9 protein-coding genes are annotated in these 14,276 nt (G+C 65.7%); 8 read left to right on the forward strand and 1 reads right to left on the reverse strand.

Features of this window, described 5'->3' with window-relative positions; translation table 11 throughout:
- Nucleotides 1-68 precede the first annotated feature (68 nt).
- Nucleotides 69-2,612 carry a DEAD/DEAH box helicase gene (locus AC5RUM_RS20505; RefSeq protein WP_494036670.1) on the reverse strand — a complete coding sequence of 848 codons (2,544 nt, stop codon included), beginning with the start codon at nucleotides 2,610-2,612 and terminating at the stop codon, nucleotides 69-71.
- A 137-nt stretch (nucleotides 2,613-2,749) separates the two neighbouring features.
- Here AC5RUM_RS20505 and AC5RUM_RS20510 point away from each other — a divergent pair, with 137 nt between their 5' ends.
- The 8 genes from AC5RUM_RS20510 (at nucleotide 2,750) to uvrC (ending at nucleotide 14,179) form a co-directional block, all read left to right on the forward strand.
- Nucleotides 2,750-3,526 (forward strand): trans-aconitate 2-methyltransferase, encoded by a 777-nt coding sequence (locus AC5RUM_RS20510; protein ID WP_494036671.1) that lies wholly within the window; start codon nucleotides 2,750-2,752, stop codon nucleotides 3,524-3,526.
- Between the two features lie 131 nt (nucleotides 3,527-3,657).
- Nucleotides 3,658-5,436: an ABC transporter ATP-binding protein gene (locus AC5RUM_RS20515; RefSeq protein ID WP_494036672.1), complete on the forward strand. Its 1,779-nt coding sequence runs from the start codon at nucleotides 3,658-3,660 to the stop codon at nucleotides 5,434-5,436.
- A gap of 13 nt (nucleotides 5,437-5,449) precedes the next feature.
- Nucleotides 5,450-7,255, forward strand: a complete 1,806-nt coding sequence (locus tag AC5RUM_RS20520; protein ID WP_494036673.1) for an ABC transporter ATP-binding protein — start codon at nucleotides 5,450-5,452, stop codon at nucleotides 7,253-7,255.
- A complete protein-coding gene (locus AC5RUM_RS20525) occupies nucleotides 7,252-7,632 on the forward strand; it encodes a GntR family transcriptional regulator (protein WP_400576539.1) in 381 nt (126 codons plus the stop codon). The genes AC5RUM_RS20520 and AC5RUM_RS20525 overlap by 4 nt, the downstream gene beginning before the upstream one ends.
- 47 nt (nucleotides 7,633-7,679) lie before the next feature.
- Nucleotides 7,680-10,607 (forward strand): excinuclease ABC subunit UvrA, encoded by a 2,928-nt coding sequence (gene uvrA / locus AC5RUM_RS20530; protein WP_494036674.1) that lies wholly within the window; start codon nucleotides 7,680-7,682, stop codon nucleotides 10,605-10,607.
- Nucleotides 10,608-10,750: 143 nt separating this feature from the next.
- Entirely contained in the window at nucleotides 10,751-11,467 is a 717-nt protein-coding gene (locus tag AC5RUM_RS20535) for an HAD hydrolase-like protein (RefSeq protein ID WP_494036675.1), read from the forward strand.
- Nucleotides 11,454-12,122, forward strand: a complete 669-nt coding sequence (locus AC5RUM_RS20540) for a lysophospholipid acyltransferase family protein (RefSeq protein ID WP_494036676.1) — start codon at nucleotides 11,454-11,456, stop codon at nucleotides 12,120-12,122. The genes AC5RUM_RS20535 and AC5RUM_RS20540 overlap by 14 nt, the downstream gene beginning before the upstream one ends.
- Nucleotides 12,123-12,163: 41 nt before the next feature.
- Nucleotides 12,164-14,179 carry an excinuclease ABC subunit UvrC gene (gene uvrC / locus AC5RUM_RS20545; RefSeq protein ID WP_494036677.1) on the forward strand — a complete coding sequence of 672 codons (2,016 nt, stop codon included), beginning with the start codon at nucleotides 12,164-12,166 and terminating at the stop codon, nucleotides 14,177-14,179.
- The last annotated feature ends 97 nt before the right edge of the window (nucleotides 14,180-14,276 follow it).

A 14,276-nucleotide genomic window follows, 5' to 3' on the forward strand; every position in this document is an offset into this window, starting at 1 on the left:
CAAGACTACGCCCCGTGTTGTCCGGTATATCGGACATGAAGACACATCAGCCTACGTCGTCGAAACCGTCAGAGCCTGTTGACCTCTGTCACCCGGACCACGGCGGTGCCGGTCTCGTCGGAAGCGGCGAGGTCCACCTCTGCCGAGATGCCCCAGTCGTGGTTGCCCGCGGGATCGTCGAAGATCTGGCGGACCTTCCAGACCGCCGGCCCCTCCGTGATCATTAGGAGTCCCGGGCCCCGGGCGTCGGGTCCCGTGCCGATGTCGTCGTGCTCGTCGAAGTAGTCGTCCAGGATGTCCTCCCAGCGGTTCGCATCCCAGCCGGCATCGCCGTCGAGCTCACCCAGGGCGGCCGCATCCTCGTCCGCGAACAGCTCCACGCGCCGGAACATCTCGTTCCTGACCATGACACGGAAGGCGCGTGTGTTCGACGTCAGCGACGGCGGGGGCGGGGGCGGCGCGTCGTGTGGAGTCGGTGCCGCGCCGGACGTCAGCTCCTCCCACTCGTCCAGCAGGCTGGAGTCAACCTGGCGGACCAGTTCGCCGAGCCACGCGATGAGATCCTCCAGATCCTCCCGGAGGGCGTCCTGGGGGACGGTCTGGCGCAGGGCCTTGAAGCCGTCGGCCAGGTAGCGCAGCACAATGCCCTCGGACCGCGCCAGCCCGTAGAACTGGACGAACTCGCCGAAGTTCATGGCGCGTTCGTACATGTCCCTGATGACGGACTTGGGCGCCAGTTCGAAGTCGCCCACCCATGGCGCTGCCTTGCGGTAGACCTCGAAGGCCTCGCCGAGGATCTCAGCGAGCGGTTGCGGGTAGGTAACGTCGTCGAGCATCGCCATGCGCTGCTCGTATTCAATGCCGTCGGCCTTCATCGCGGCGATCGCCTCGCCCCGGGCCTTCTTCTGCTGCGCCGAGAGGATCTGCCGCGGCTTCTCCAGCGTGGCCTCGATGACCGAGACAACGTCCAGGGCATACGACGGCGACTCCGGATCCAGCAGCTCCAGCGCGGCCAGGGCAAACGGGGAGAGCGGCTGGTTCAGCGCGAAGTTCGCCTGCAGATGGACCGTCAGGCGGACGGTGCGGCCGTCGGGGCCCTGGTCAGCCGGCGGGATGCGTTCCACCACCTCCGCCGCGAGCAGTTCACGGTAAATGGCCAAGGCCTTTTTCATCAGCCGGAGCTGGGCTGACCGGGGTTCGTGGTTCTCGGTGAGCAGCCGGCGTGCCGCGGCGAACGGATCGCCGGGACGCTCCATCAGGTTCATCAGCATCGCGTGGGTCACGGTGAAGCTTGAACTCAGGGGCTCCGGAACGGACTCCACCAGCCGGTTGTAGGTGGGCTCGCCCCACGAGACGAAGCCCTCCGGCGGCTTCTTCTTCACAACCTGGCGGAGCTTCTTTTGGTCGTCGCCGAACTTGGCGGTGGCCTTGGCCATGGCCTTGACGTTCTCCACCACATGTTCCGGCGCCTGGACCACCACGGTGCCGGCGGTGTCGTAGCCCGCCCGCCCGGCGCGGCCGGCGATCTGGTGGAATTCCCGGGAGTTGAGCAGGCGGGTGCGGACGCCGTCGTACTTACTGAGTGCGGTGAGCAGCACGGTCCGGATCGGAACATTGATGCCGACCCCCAACGTATCTGTCCCGCAGATGACCTTCAGCAGACCCGCCTGGGCGAGCTGCTCCACGAGGCGACGGTACTTGGGCAACATGCCTGCGTGGTGGACGCCGATGCCGTGCCGGACCAGGCGGTTGAGCGTCTTGCCGAACCCTGCTGCGAAGCGGAAGTTGGCGATCAGCTCCGCGATCCGGTCCTTTTCTTCGCGGCTGCAGACATTGATGCTCATCAGCGTCTGGGCGCGTTCAATCGCTTCGGCCTGGCTGAAGTGGACGACGTAGACCGGAACCTGCCGCGTGGACAGCAGCTCCTCGAGCGTCTCGTGCACGGGCGTCTGGTGATAGTAGTAATGCAGCGGAATCGGACGCTCCGCGGAACTGACCGTGGTGGTGGGCCGCCCGGTAAGGGCGGTCAGGCCGTCCTCGAAGCGGCTGACGTCGCCCAAGGTCGCGGACATCAGGAGGAACTGGGCCTGCGGCAGTTCCAGCAGGGGCACCTGCCAGGCCCAGCCGCGTTGCGGATCGGAGTAGAAGTGGAACTCATCCATGATCACGGCGCCCAGGTCGGCGGCGGCCCCCTCGCGCAGGGCGATGTTGGCCAGGATCTCCGCCGTGCAGCAGATGATCGGTGCATCCTGGTTGACGCCGGAGTCACCGGTGATCATGCCCACGTTCTCTGCGCCGAAAATATCGCACAGGGCGAAGAACTTTTCCGAGACCAGGGCCTTGATGGGGGCCGTGTAGTAGCTGCGTTCCCCGCGGGCCATCGCCTGGAAGTGCGCTGCGATGGCAACGAGGGATTTGCCTGACCCGGTGGGAGTCGCCAGGATCACGTTGGCCCCGGAGGCGAGCTCCATGATGGCCTCGTCCTGGTCGGCATACAGTTCCAGTCCCCGGCTTTCGGTCCATTCCAGGAAACGCATGTAGAGCGAATCCGGGTCTGCCTCCGCCGTCGTTGTCCGTGCGGCAGGGGCGGGGAGCTGTTCAACGAGTTTCATTGCTTTCCAGCTTAGTGCGTGTCCCCGCCGCGCGTGCTTTCTCCCGGGACCGGCACTAGGCTCGCGTTGGCTGCACCTTTGGGGCGGCCGCAGGTCAGCACGACCTGCCCGCGCTGTTCCAAACCACTGGAGGCGATGTGCACTGGGAACCGGCAAAGTACGCGCAGTTCGGCGACCACCGGCAGCGGCCGTTCTTTGACCTGACCGGCCGGATCGACGCGGCCGCGCCGCGTGAGGTGGTCGACCTCGGGTGCGGCCCGGGCAACCTCACCGCCACGCTCGCGGAGCGCTGGCCGGAGGCCCGGGTGGTGGGGGTCGATTCCTCGCCGGAGATGCTCTCCAAAGCTGAGGCCCATGCAGAACAGGCGCCCAACCTGGAGTTCCGGCTCGGGGACATCGCCGGGTGGACACCGTCCCAGGAAACCGATGTGGTGGTGAGCAACGCGGCGCTGCAGTGGGTCCCGGAACACCGTGAGCTGCTCCCGGCCTGGCTGGCGGCACTTCGCCCGGGGGCATGGTTCGCCTTCCAGGTGCCCGGCAACTTCAGTTCCCCTTCCCACACCCTTTTGCGGGAACTCGCCGAGTCCCCGGCGTGGCGGGCAAGGCTCGACGGCGTGCTCCGCCATGATGACGCCGTCGCCGAACCGGCAGGCTACCTTGACATCATGCTGCGCGCCGGCTGCGCGGCCGACGCCTGGGAAACCACCTATCTTCAGGTGCTACCCGGGGAGAACGCGGTCCTGGAATGGGTGCGGGGAACGGGCCTGCGCCCTGTTCTCACCGCCTTGTCACCCGAGGACGCGGCCGAATTCGAACGGGGCTACGGGCAGCTGCTGGCGGACGCCTACCCGGCCACCGAGTACGGCACCGTCTTTCCGTTCCGCCGGATATTCGTGGTGGCCCGGAAACTGTAGGCCGGACGCTACACGTTTCAGGCGCGTCCCATGCAGCAGGCAAGGGGATCCGTGATGTAGCTTACAAAGACGAAGCCATTATGGGGCCGGCCAGCGAGGCTCCTGTTTGTCCTAGTTGTGGAGGAGGCCCGGTGCTTTTTGGCCTCATGCGCCGCCTTCTGACGGAACACCGCGCCGCGGTGTGGATTCTCATCATGCTGCAGATGCTCCAAACCGCCGGCAATCTGCTGCTGCCAACCCTGAACGCAAGCATCATCGACGACGGCATCCTGCGCGGTCAACACGAGGTGATCCTGCAGCTTGGCGGCTGGATGGCAGCGATCTCCGTCGTCCAGGTCGGTGCCGCCCTGGGGGCGGGATACCTCGGGGCAGGGGTGGCCATGAAGATCGGCCACCGGCTGAGGCGAGACCTGTTCGCCAAGGTCCAGGCCATGTCCTCCCAGGAAGTCGGTGCCTTCGGCGCGCCCAGCCTCGTGACCCGGGCCACGAACGATGTCCAGCAGATCCAGACCTTCGCCGTTCTGGTCTTTACGATGCTGGCCGCCGCACCCGTCATGGGCATCGGAGGCGTCATCCTGGCGGTCCAGCAGGACGCGGTCCTGTCGGTTGTCGTGATTGCCATCGTTCCGCTGCTGGTCCTCATCATGGCCCTCATCGTGCGGCGCCTGATTCCGCTGTACCGGCAGGGGCAGACGCTCATAGACGGCGTGACACGGATCCTGCGGGAACAGATCATCGGCGCCAGCGTGATCCGTGCCTTCGTGCGGCAGGACCACGAGGCGTCGCGCTTTGCCGAGGCGAACCGGAAGCTGACGGGCAACAACCTGCAGTCAGCCCTGCTCGTTGCCGCCATGCTGCCTCTGATCATGATCGTGGTGAACCTGTCCTCTGTGGCCGTGGTCTGGTTCGGCGGGCACCTCATCCAGGCCGGCACCATGCAGGTGGGGGCGCTGACCGCCTTCATCGCCTACATCCTGCAGATCCTGCTGGCCATCATGATGGCCATGTACGTGTTCATGACGGCTCCCCGGGCCGCGGTCTGCGCGGAGCGCATTCAGGAAGTCTTGGATGTTGTGCCGGCCATTGCCGGCGTCGAAACTCCCGACGGCGACGCAGCCTTCGCCGGGTCAGCGGCGGGCACGCCTGTCGCCGGTGCCCCTGCCGCCGGAGCAACGGTGGAGTTCCGGGACGTCGTTTTCGCCTATCCGGGGGCGGAAACCCCGGTTCTTGCCGGCATCTCCTTCACCGCCCACGCGGGATCCACCACGGCCATTGTCGGCTCCACCGGCAGCGGAAAATCCACGCTGCTGAACCTGCTGCCGCGCTTCCTGGACGCCGTCGACGGCGAGATCGGCCTGGACGGGCGGAACATCCGCACCTTCGGGCTGGATGACCTCCGGGGCAGGATGGCGGTGGTCCCGCAGCAGGCGTACCTTTTTGCCGGCACGGTGGCAGGAAACCTGCGCATGGCTGCGCCCGCGGCCACGGACGCGGATTTGTGGCAGGCCCTCCGCCGCGCGGAGGCTGAGGACTTCGTCCGCAACCTCCCGAACGGCCTGAACGCCGCGGTGGGGCAGGGTGGGGCGGGACTTTCGGGGGGCCAGAGGCAGCGGCTCTGCATTGCGCGCGCCATTCTCCGTGAGGCGCAGGTCTTCCTGTTCGACGACAGTTTTTCAGCCCTGGATTACGCCACGGAGGCGCGTGTCCGGCAGGCCCTCGTCCCGGTCCTGGAGGCCGCCACCGTGATCATCGTCGCCGAGCGAATTGCCAGCATCATGGATGCCGAACAGATTCTCGTGCTCAACAACGGCCGCCTCGAGGGGCAGGGGACCCACGCCGAACTCCTCCGGACCTCCCGGACATACCGCGAGATGGCCGAGTCCCAGCTCGCCCTGAACGAGCTGCCGTGACGGGCGGGCTGCGATGAGGGGCGCGCACGCCGCAGCACGGCCGGGCGGCGGTTTCCTGGCGGTCGCGGCGCGGCTCATCGGACTCCTGGCCCCGGTCAGGGGCCGGATGGTCATCGCCATAGCGGCGACGTGCGGGTTTGCTGCACTCAACATCACAGCACCGAAACTCCTGGGGGATGCCACGGATGTGGTGGTGGAGGCGTTCGTCGGTGGAGATTTTGACGAGGGCAGGCTGGCGGAACTGCTCGTGGTGGTGGCCCTCATGTACGTCGGGACTTCGCTGTTCAACTGGCTGCAGGGCGTGCTCACTGCCACGGCAGTACAACGCCTCGTCTTCGAGCTGCGGGCCGCGGTCGAAGCCAAGCTGCACCGGCTGCCGTCGTCGCACTTCCAGGAGCAGACGCGCGGTGACGTGCTCAGCCGGGCAACCAACGACGTCGACAACATTTCCCAGTCCCTCAACCAGCTGCTCACGCAGGTGATCATGGCTGTCCTGATGCTCTGCGGTTCGCTGGCCATGATGCTGTGGATCTCGCCGCTGCTGGCAGCCATCGCGCTTGTGTCCGTTCCAATTTCCACCCTCATGACCGTCCTGATTGCCCGGAAGTCCCAGGCCCACTTCGCTGAGCAGTGGGCTTCCACGGGAGCGCTGAATGCGCACATCGAGGAGTTCGTAACGGGCCACGAGGTCATCAAGGCGTTTGGACAGCAGGAAGCTGTCTCGCAGATTTTCGCGAGCGGAAACGACCGCCTCGCCCGCACCTCCGCCAGCGCGCAGTACATCTCGGGCGCCGTGCAGCCCCTGATGGTGTTCATCGCGAACCTCAATTACGTGGCCGTTGCCGTCGTTGGCGCCCTGCAGGTCGCTGCCGGGGCCATGACCATCGGCGGCGTCCAGGCGTTCATCCAGTTCAGCAGGCTCTTTACCCAGCCCATGGGTCAGATCGGCGGGATGCTCACGCTGATGCAGTCGTGCGCGGCGTCCGCTGAACGGGTCTTCTCCCTCCTGGACTCGGAGGAGATCAAGGAACGTCCCGCTGCGGCCGGGAAGCGAAGCCTCAGCGGGCCAATCGAGTTCGAGGACGTGACGTTCGGCTACGTCCCGGGGGCTCCCGCCGTCAGCGGATTGACCTTCTCCGTCCAGCCGGGGCAGACGGTGGCAATCGTGGGCCATACGGGCGCCGGGAAAACCACCGTGGTCAACCTGCTGATGCGCTTCTATGAGCTTGACTCCGGCCGCATCACGTTCGGCGGCACCGACATCGCTGACGTGCCGCTCGACTCGCTGCGCTCACATTTCGGCGTGGTCCCGCAGGATGTCTGGCTGTTCAGTGGCACCATCCGGGACAACATCGAGTACGGACGGCCGGGGGCCAGCGACACGGACATCGCGGCCGCGGCCGAGGCTACCCACGTGGCACCCTTCCTCCGGGCGCTGCCTGCCGGCTACTCCACCGAGCTCGGCAACGACGGCGATTCGCTGAGCCAGGGCCAGCGGCAGCTGATCACCATCGCCAGGGCGGAACTGGCAGGACGCAGCGTCCTGATTCTGGACGAGGCCACAAGCTCCGTGGACACGCGCACGGAGGTGCAGATCCGGCTTGCGATGAAGAGGCTGCGGAGCGGCAGGACCAGCTTCGTCATTGCCCACAGGTTGTCCACCATCCGCGACGCTGATCTAATCTTGGTCATGGACCACGGACGCATCGTTGAACAGGGAACCCACCGCAGCCTGCTGTCTGGGGACGGATACTACACACGGCTGTACAACGCCCAGTTCCGCGGACTCGACCGGGCCGCCGGAGAGCGGGCCCTGTGAGTACCGGTCAGCCCTTCCCCGGACAGTGGAAACCCAACCACAGCAGTTCCGTGGCCCTCTACGAGCAGCTCCGGCTTCACGTTATCGAGCAGGCCGACCAGGGAAAGATTGCCCCGGGGACCCGGCTGCCCGCCGTCAGAAGCCTTGCCGAGGCTCTCGGTGTGGCGCCCCATACCGTCGCGCGGGCCTACAAGGAACTAGAAGCCGCCGGTGTCGTGGCCACGAAGGGCCGGAACGGGACAGTCGTGTGCGCAAGGGATGAACGCTGGGGAGCGCTTTCGGCAGCAGCTGCCGAATTCGCCGCGGCGGCGAAGTCGCAGGGCGCCACCTTCGCGGAGGCTGTTCACCTGCTGGCGGCGGCGTACGACGCCGAATAGCGGTGGCCGCGTGGATATTCGAAGAAGTTTTCGATTAGCATTGGATGGTGCCTAAAGCCGTAGCTGAAGAAACAGCCGTAGATGCCCCCTCCGCCGTCGTGCCCCTGACCTCTGCGAAGCCCGTGCGTCCGGACCTGTCCCGCCTGATCGTCAAAGGCGCCCGGGAGCATAACCTGCGCAACGTGGACCTCGACCTTCCGCGCGATGCCATGATCGTCTTCACCGGACTCTCCGGATCAGGAAAGTCGTCCCTCGCCTTCGACACAATCTTTGCCGAGGGCCAGCGCCGCTACGTCGAATCACTGTCCGCCTACGCCCGGCAGTTCCTGGGTCAGGTGGACAAGCCGGACGTCGACTTCATTGAGGGCCTGTCTCCGGCCGTATCCATCGACCAGAAGTCGACGAGCAAGAACCCCCGCTCCACCGTCGGCACCATTACCGAGATCTACGACTACATGCGCCTCCTGTGGGCGCGCGTCGGCCGGCCGTACTGTCCGGTCTGCGGGGAGCCCGTCATCAAGCAGACGCCGCAGCAGATCGTGGACCAGCTGCTGGAGCTCGAATCGGGCACACGGTTCCAGGTGCTCGCACCCGTGGTCCGCGGCCGCAAGGGCGAATTCGTCGACCTCTTCAAGGAGCTGACTGCCAAGGGCTATTCGCGTGCCCGGGTGGACGGCGAACTCATCCAGCTCAGCGATCCGCCGAAGCTCGGCAAGCAGTTCAAGCACACCATCGAAGTGGTGGTGGACCGCCTCGTGGTCAAGGAGGGCATCAGCCAGCGGCTGACCGATTCCATCGAAACGGCCCTCGGGCTGGCCGAAGGCCGCGTGCTGGCCGAGTTCGTGGACCTGGACGCCGATGCGCCCGACCGGCTGCGGGCGTTCTCCGAGAACCTTGCCTGCCCCAATGAGCACCCGCTGGCGATCGATGAGATCGAGCCGCGGTCCTTCTCGTTTAACAATCCCTTCGGCGCTTGCTCGGCGTGCAGCGGCATCGGAACGCGGCTCGAAGTCGACGAGGAGCTGATCGTCCCCAACCCCGAGCTCTCCCTGGCAGAAGGCGCCATCGCGCCCTGGTCGCTCGGCACCGCCACCACGGAATACTGGAACCGGCTCCTGGACGGGCTCGCCAAGGAGGTGGGCTTCTCCATGGACACCTCGTGGGAGAAGCTGCCCAACGACGTCCGCCAGACCGTCCTCCACGGCAAGGACCACAAGGTTGTGGTCCAGTACCGCAACAGGTTCGGCCGGGAGCGCAAATACAGCACCGGGTTCGAAGGCGCGATCCAGTATGTGCACCGCAAGCACGGCGAGACGGACTCGGACTGGGCTCGGGACCGCTACGAGGAATACATGCGGCAGGTTCCCTGCCCTGCCTGCAACGGCGCCAGGCTCAACCCGGCGTCGCTGTCAGTCCTGATCAACGGCAAATCGATTGCCGAGGTCGCTGCCCTGCCCATGCGCGAGTGCGCCGCATTCCTCAACAACCTGGTGCTGACAGGACGTGAAGCGCAGATCGCCCACCAGGTCCTGAAGGAAATCCAGGCCCGGCTGACCTTCCTGCTGGACGTCGGCCTGGAATACCTGAACCTCGAGCGCCCGTCCGCAACACTGTCCGGCGGCGAGGCCCAGCGGATCCGGCTTGCCACGCAGATCGGCTCAGGCCTCGTCGGCGTGCTGTATGTGCTGGACGAGCCGTCCATCGGCCTGCACCAGCGGGACAACCGCCGGCTGATCGAAACGCTCACCAGGCTCCGGGACATGGGCAACACGCTCATCGTTGTGGAGCACGATGAGGACACGATCCATGAAGCCGACTGGATTGTGGACATCGGCCCGGGGGCGGGGGAGCACGGCGGCCAGGTGGTCCATTCGGGCTCTTACGAATCCCTGCTGACGAACAGTGCATCCCTCACGGGTGAATACCTCTCGGGCCGCAAGAAGATCGACATCCCCAAGAAGCGCCGGAAGTACGACAAAAAGCGCGAAATCAAGGTCGTAGGCGCCAGGGAAAACAACCTCGTCAACGTCGACGCCGCCTTCCCGCTGGGCCTCTTTACTGCGGTAACCGGAGTCAGCGGCTCCGGCAAGTCGACCCTCGTGAACGAGATCCTCTACAAGGTGCTGGCCAACAAGCTCAACGGTGCCAAGCAGGTTGCCGGACGGCACCGCACGGTGCAGGGGCTGGAGCACCTCGACAAGGTGGTCCACGTGGACCAGAGCCCGATCGGCCGCACCCCCCGCTCGAACCCGGCCACCTACACGGGCGTCTTCGACAACATCCGCAAGCTGTTCGCCGAGACCACCGAAGCCAAGGTCCGGGGCTACATGCCCGGACGGTTCTCCTTCAACGTCAAGGGGGGCCGGTGCGAGGCATGTTCCGGTGACGGCACCCTGAAGATCGAGATGAACTTCCTGCCGGACGTATACGTCCCGTGCGAGGTCTGCCACGGAGCCCGGTACAACCGGGAGACGCTCGAAGTGCACTACAAGGGCAAGACCATCGCTGACGTGCTGAACATGCCCATCGAGGAGGGCGCCGAGTTCTTCGCGGCCTTCTCACCGATCGCCCGCCACCTCAACACCCTGGTGGACGTCGGCTTGGGCTATGTGCGCCTGGGCCAGCCCGCCACCACGCTCTCCGGCGGCGAGGCCCAGCGCGTCAAGCTGGCCGCCGAACTCCAGAAGCGTTCAAACGGCCGCAGCATTTATGTTCTGGACGAGCCCACCACGGGCCTGCACTTCGAGGACATCCGCAAGCTGTTGCTCGTGCTCCAGAGTTTGGTGGACAAGGGCAACACCGTCATCACCATCGAGCACAACCTCGACGTCATCAAGAGTGCGGACTGGGTAGTTGACCTCGGACCCGACGGCGGCTCGGGCGGCGGCCGGATCGTGGCATCGGGGACGCCGGAGCAGCTGGCCAAATCGAAGGACAGCCACACCGCGACGTTCCTGGCCGAGATTCTCGGCTAGGAAAGCACCCTAGGGGGCGGGAGGCCGGCGCCGCCGCGCACGTCGGCGATCCGTACCACCGAACATGTCCATGCCGTGCGGGGAAATATTCCCCGTACGGCATGTGAATTTGTGCAGAGGTGCTCTCGTGAGAAACTAAGCCGGTGACTTCAACAATAGTGCCCGTGATCTTTGACCTGGACGGCACTCTTGTCGATCCGGCCGGCGGAATAACAGACGGAATTGCCGCGGCTCTCGCGGAATTCGGTATTCCCGTCCCAAGCCAGGATCTCCTGGACGCGATGGTCGGGCCAAAGCTGAGCGACTCACTGCTGACCGTCGCAGGCGTTCCGCAGGCCATGCTTAAGAACGTCATCCGCAGCTACCGGATGCGCTACCTGGACACAGGCATCTCGCAAAGCCGTCTTTACCCGGGGATTGCAGAGCTTTTGGACAGCTACGCCGCAGCAGGACGGCCTGTGGCAGTGGCGACACAAAAGCCGGAGAACCTCGCACATATCGTCCTGGAACATCACAAGATAGCGCGCCGCTTCGCGGCGATCAGGGGATCCTCTGTGGATGAATCCGCCGCAGCCGCAGGACCCGTCGGCAAGACCGGCATCATCGCCGCCGCCATGGCAGACCTCCGCACCCAGCACGCCATCATGGTGGGTGACCGTGCACAGGACGTGGCAGGTGCAATTGCCAACGGCATCGACTGCATCGGTGTCAGCTGGGGCTTCGCCCCCGACGGTGAACTTGAGGACGCGGGCGCCGTGGCTGTGGTCCACGACGCGCCGGGCTTGTGCAATGCGATCGAAGAGCTGGAATCGGTCCGGGCCGTGGCTTTGAGTGAGGTGCGCAACGATGGAGCTCTTTGACGGCATCAGGTGGACCACCCGCGGGCTGATTTCGGGCACGTGCCGGCCAACGGTGATTGGCCTGGAGAACGTTCCGACGGACGGCCCGTTCATTGTGGCTCCCAACCATCTCTCCTTCCTGGACAGCGTGATCGTGCAGGCGCTGATGCCGCGTCCCGTGGCCTTTTTCGCCAAGGCCGAGTACTTCACGACGAAGGGCGTCAAGGGGCGCCTCATGAAGTCCTTTTTCCAGGCTGTCGGTTCCATTCCCGTGGAGCGCGGTGAACAGGCCGCGAGCGTGCAGGCGCTCAAGACGCTCCTGGACATCCTGGAAGACGGCAGGGGGATCGGCATCTATCCCGAGGGCACCCGTTCACGCGACGGGATCCTCTATCGCGGCCGGACCGGGGTGGGCTGGCTTGCCCTCACCACAGGGGCCCCCGTCATCCCCGTTGGCCTCATAGGCACGGAGAAGCTGCAGCCCGCGGGGCGCAATGCCGTGAAGCCCCAGCACTTCACCATGAAGGTCGGCGAGCCGCTGTATTTCGAGAAGACCGGGCCGGACCATTCCCTGCCCGCGCGCCGGCAGGTCACCGACCGGATCATGGACGCCATCGCGGAGCTCAGCGGGCAGGAGCGCTCCACAGGCTATAACCAGAGCAAGGTCATCGAGTAGGGACGGACGGCGGGCCTCCGCCGGCTCAGTAGACTGGAAGCGTGGCAGATCCAGCAAGTTACCGACCCCAGACGGGTGAAATTCCTACCAATCCGGGCGTATACAGGTTCCGGGATCCCCACGGCAGGGTCATCTACGTCGGCAAGGCCAAGAACCTCCGCTCTCGCCTGAACTCGTACTTCGCCAACCCCGCGGGCCTCCTGCCGAAGACGCACGCGATGGTCCACGCCGCCAGCAGTGTCGAATGGACCGTCGTCGGAAGCGAACTGGAATCCCTGCAGCTCGAATACACGTGGATCAAGGAATTCAAGCCACGGTTCAACGTGGTTTTCCGGGACGACAAGACCTACCCGTACCTCGCCGTCACGATGGGGGAGAAACTGCCACGCGTGCAGGTGATGCGCGGCGAGCGGCGCAAGGGCACCCGCTATTTCGGACCGTACACTGCCGGCGCAATCAGGGAAACCATGGACACCCTGCTGCGTGTGTTCCCGGTGCGCAGCTGCAGCGCCGGTGTCCTCAAGCGGGCCCAGGCCAGTGGCCGGCCGTGCCTGCTCGGCTACATCGACAAGTGCTCGGCGCCCTGCGTAGGCCGCGTCACTCCCGAGGAACACCGGGCCCTGGCCGAGGACTTCTGCGCCTTCATGGGCGGCGAGGCCAAGCGCTTTATCGCGCGGCTGGAAAAGGACATGGCTGCCGCCGTCGCTGAGCTGGACTACGAGCGGGCCGCTCGGATCCGCGACGATATCGCGGCGCTCCGCAAAGTCTTTGAGCGGAACGCCGTGGTGCTGGCGGAGGACACGGACGCCGACATTTTCGCACTGCATGAGGACGAACTCGAAGCCGCAGTCCAGGTGTTCCACGTCCGCGGCGGCAGGGTCCGGGGCCAGCGCGGCTGGGTGGTGGAGAAGGTGGAGGACTTCACCACGCCGGACCTCGTCGAACACCTGCTGCAGCAGGTGTACGGCGAGGACGCGGAAGTCCAGGGCAGGCTGCCGCGCGAAGTGCTGGTTCCCGTGGAGCCGAGCAATGCCGCCGAGCTGGCGGTATGGCTGGGCGGCCTTCGCGGCGCAAAGGTGGACATCCGGGTGCCGCAGCGCGGCGACAAGGCCGCCCTGATGTCCACCGTCAGGGACAATGCGGAACACGCCCTCCGGCTGCACAAGACCCGGCGGGCGGGTGACCTCACTGTGCGGTCGCAGGCGCTGCAGGAACTCCAGGAGGCCCTCGAACTGCCCGTACCGCTGCTGCGGATCGAGTGCTACGACGTCTCGCATGTCCAGGGAACCAACGTGGTGGCATCCATGGTGGTGGTGGAGGACGGGCTGCCCAAGAAGTCCGATTACCGCAAATTCTCCGTCACCGGGGCGGCGGCAACCGATGACACAGCCGCCATGCACGACGTCCTGACCCGGCGCTTCCGGCACTACCTCGTGGACAAGACGGCGCAGGTGGAGGCGTCCGACGCCGGGATGGCACCTTCGGAGACCGCCGGCGGCTCGGGGGTTGCTGTGGCGGACACCACCACCCCGGCGCCCAAGGCCAAGTTTGCCTACCCACCTAATCTCGTCGTTGTCGACGGTGGAAAACCTCAGGTTAACGCGGCCGCCCGCGCTTTGGCGGGTCTCGGCGTGGACGACGTCTACGTGGTGGGGCTGGCCAAGCGGCTGGAGGAGGTATGGCTGCCGGACAGTGACTTCCCGGTGATCCTGCCCCGCTCGTCCCAGGGGCTGTACATGCTGCAGCGCATCCGCGACGAGGCGCACCGCTTCGCCATCTCCTTCCACCGGCAGAAGCGCGGCAAGGCGATGACGGTTTCTGCCCTCGACGGTGTCCCGGGTCTCGGCGATTCCAAGCGCAAGGCTCTGCTGGCCCACTTCGGGTCGGTCAAGAAAATCAAGGCGGCAACCGCAGAGGAGCTTACGGGCGCCAAAGGCATTGGACCTGCCCTCGCGGCTGCCATTGTCACCCACTTCAGTGCCGACGGCGCGGGCGCCGAGTCCTTGGACACCGTTCCGGCGGTCAACATGACTACAGGCGAAGTGCTGGAAACTTAGTCCGCGTCCTGATTCTTAGCTAGGGTAAGTACGGACATCTTGCGGCGCGCAAGTAGTGTGCGCACGCACACGGCAGGCAAGAGCAGAAATGGGGCTG

Source organism: Arthrobacter sp. B2060 (assembly GCF_059090445.1).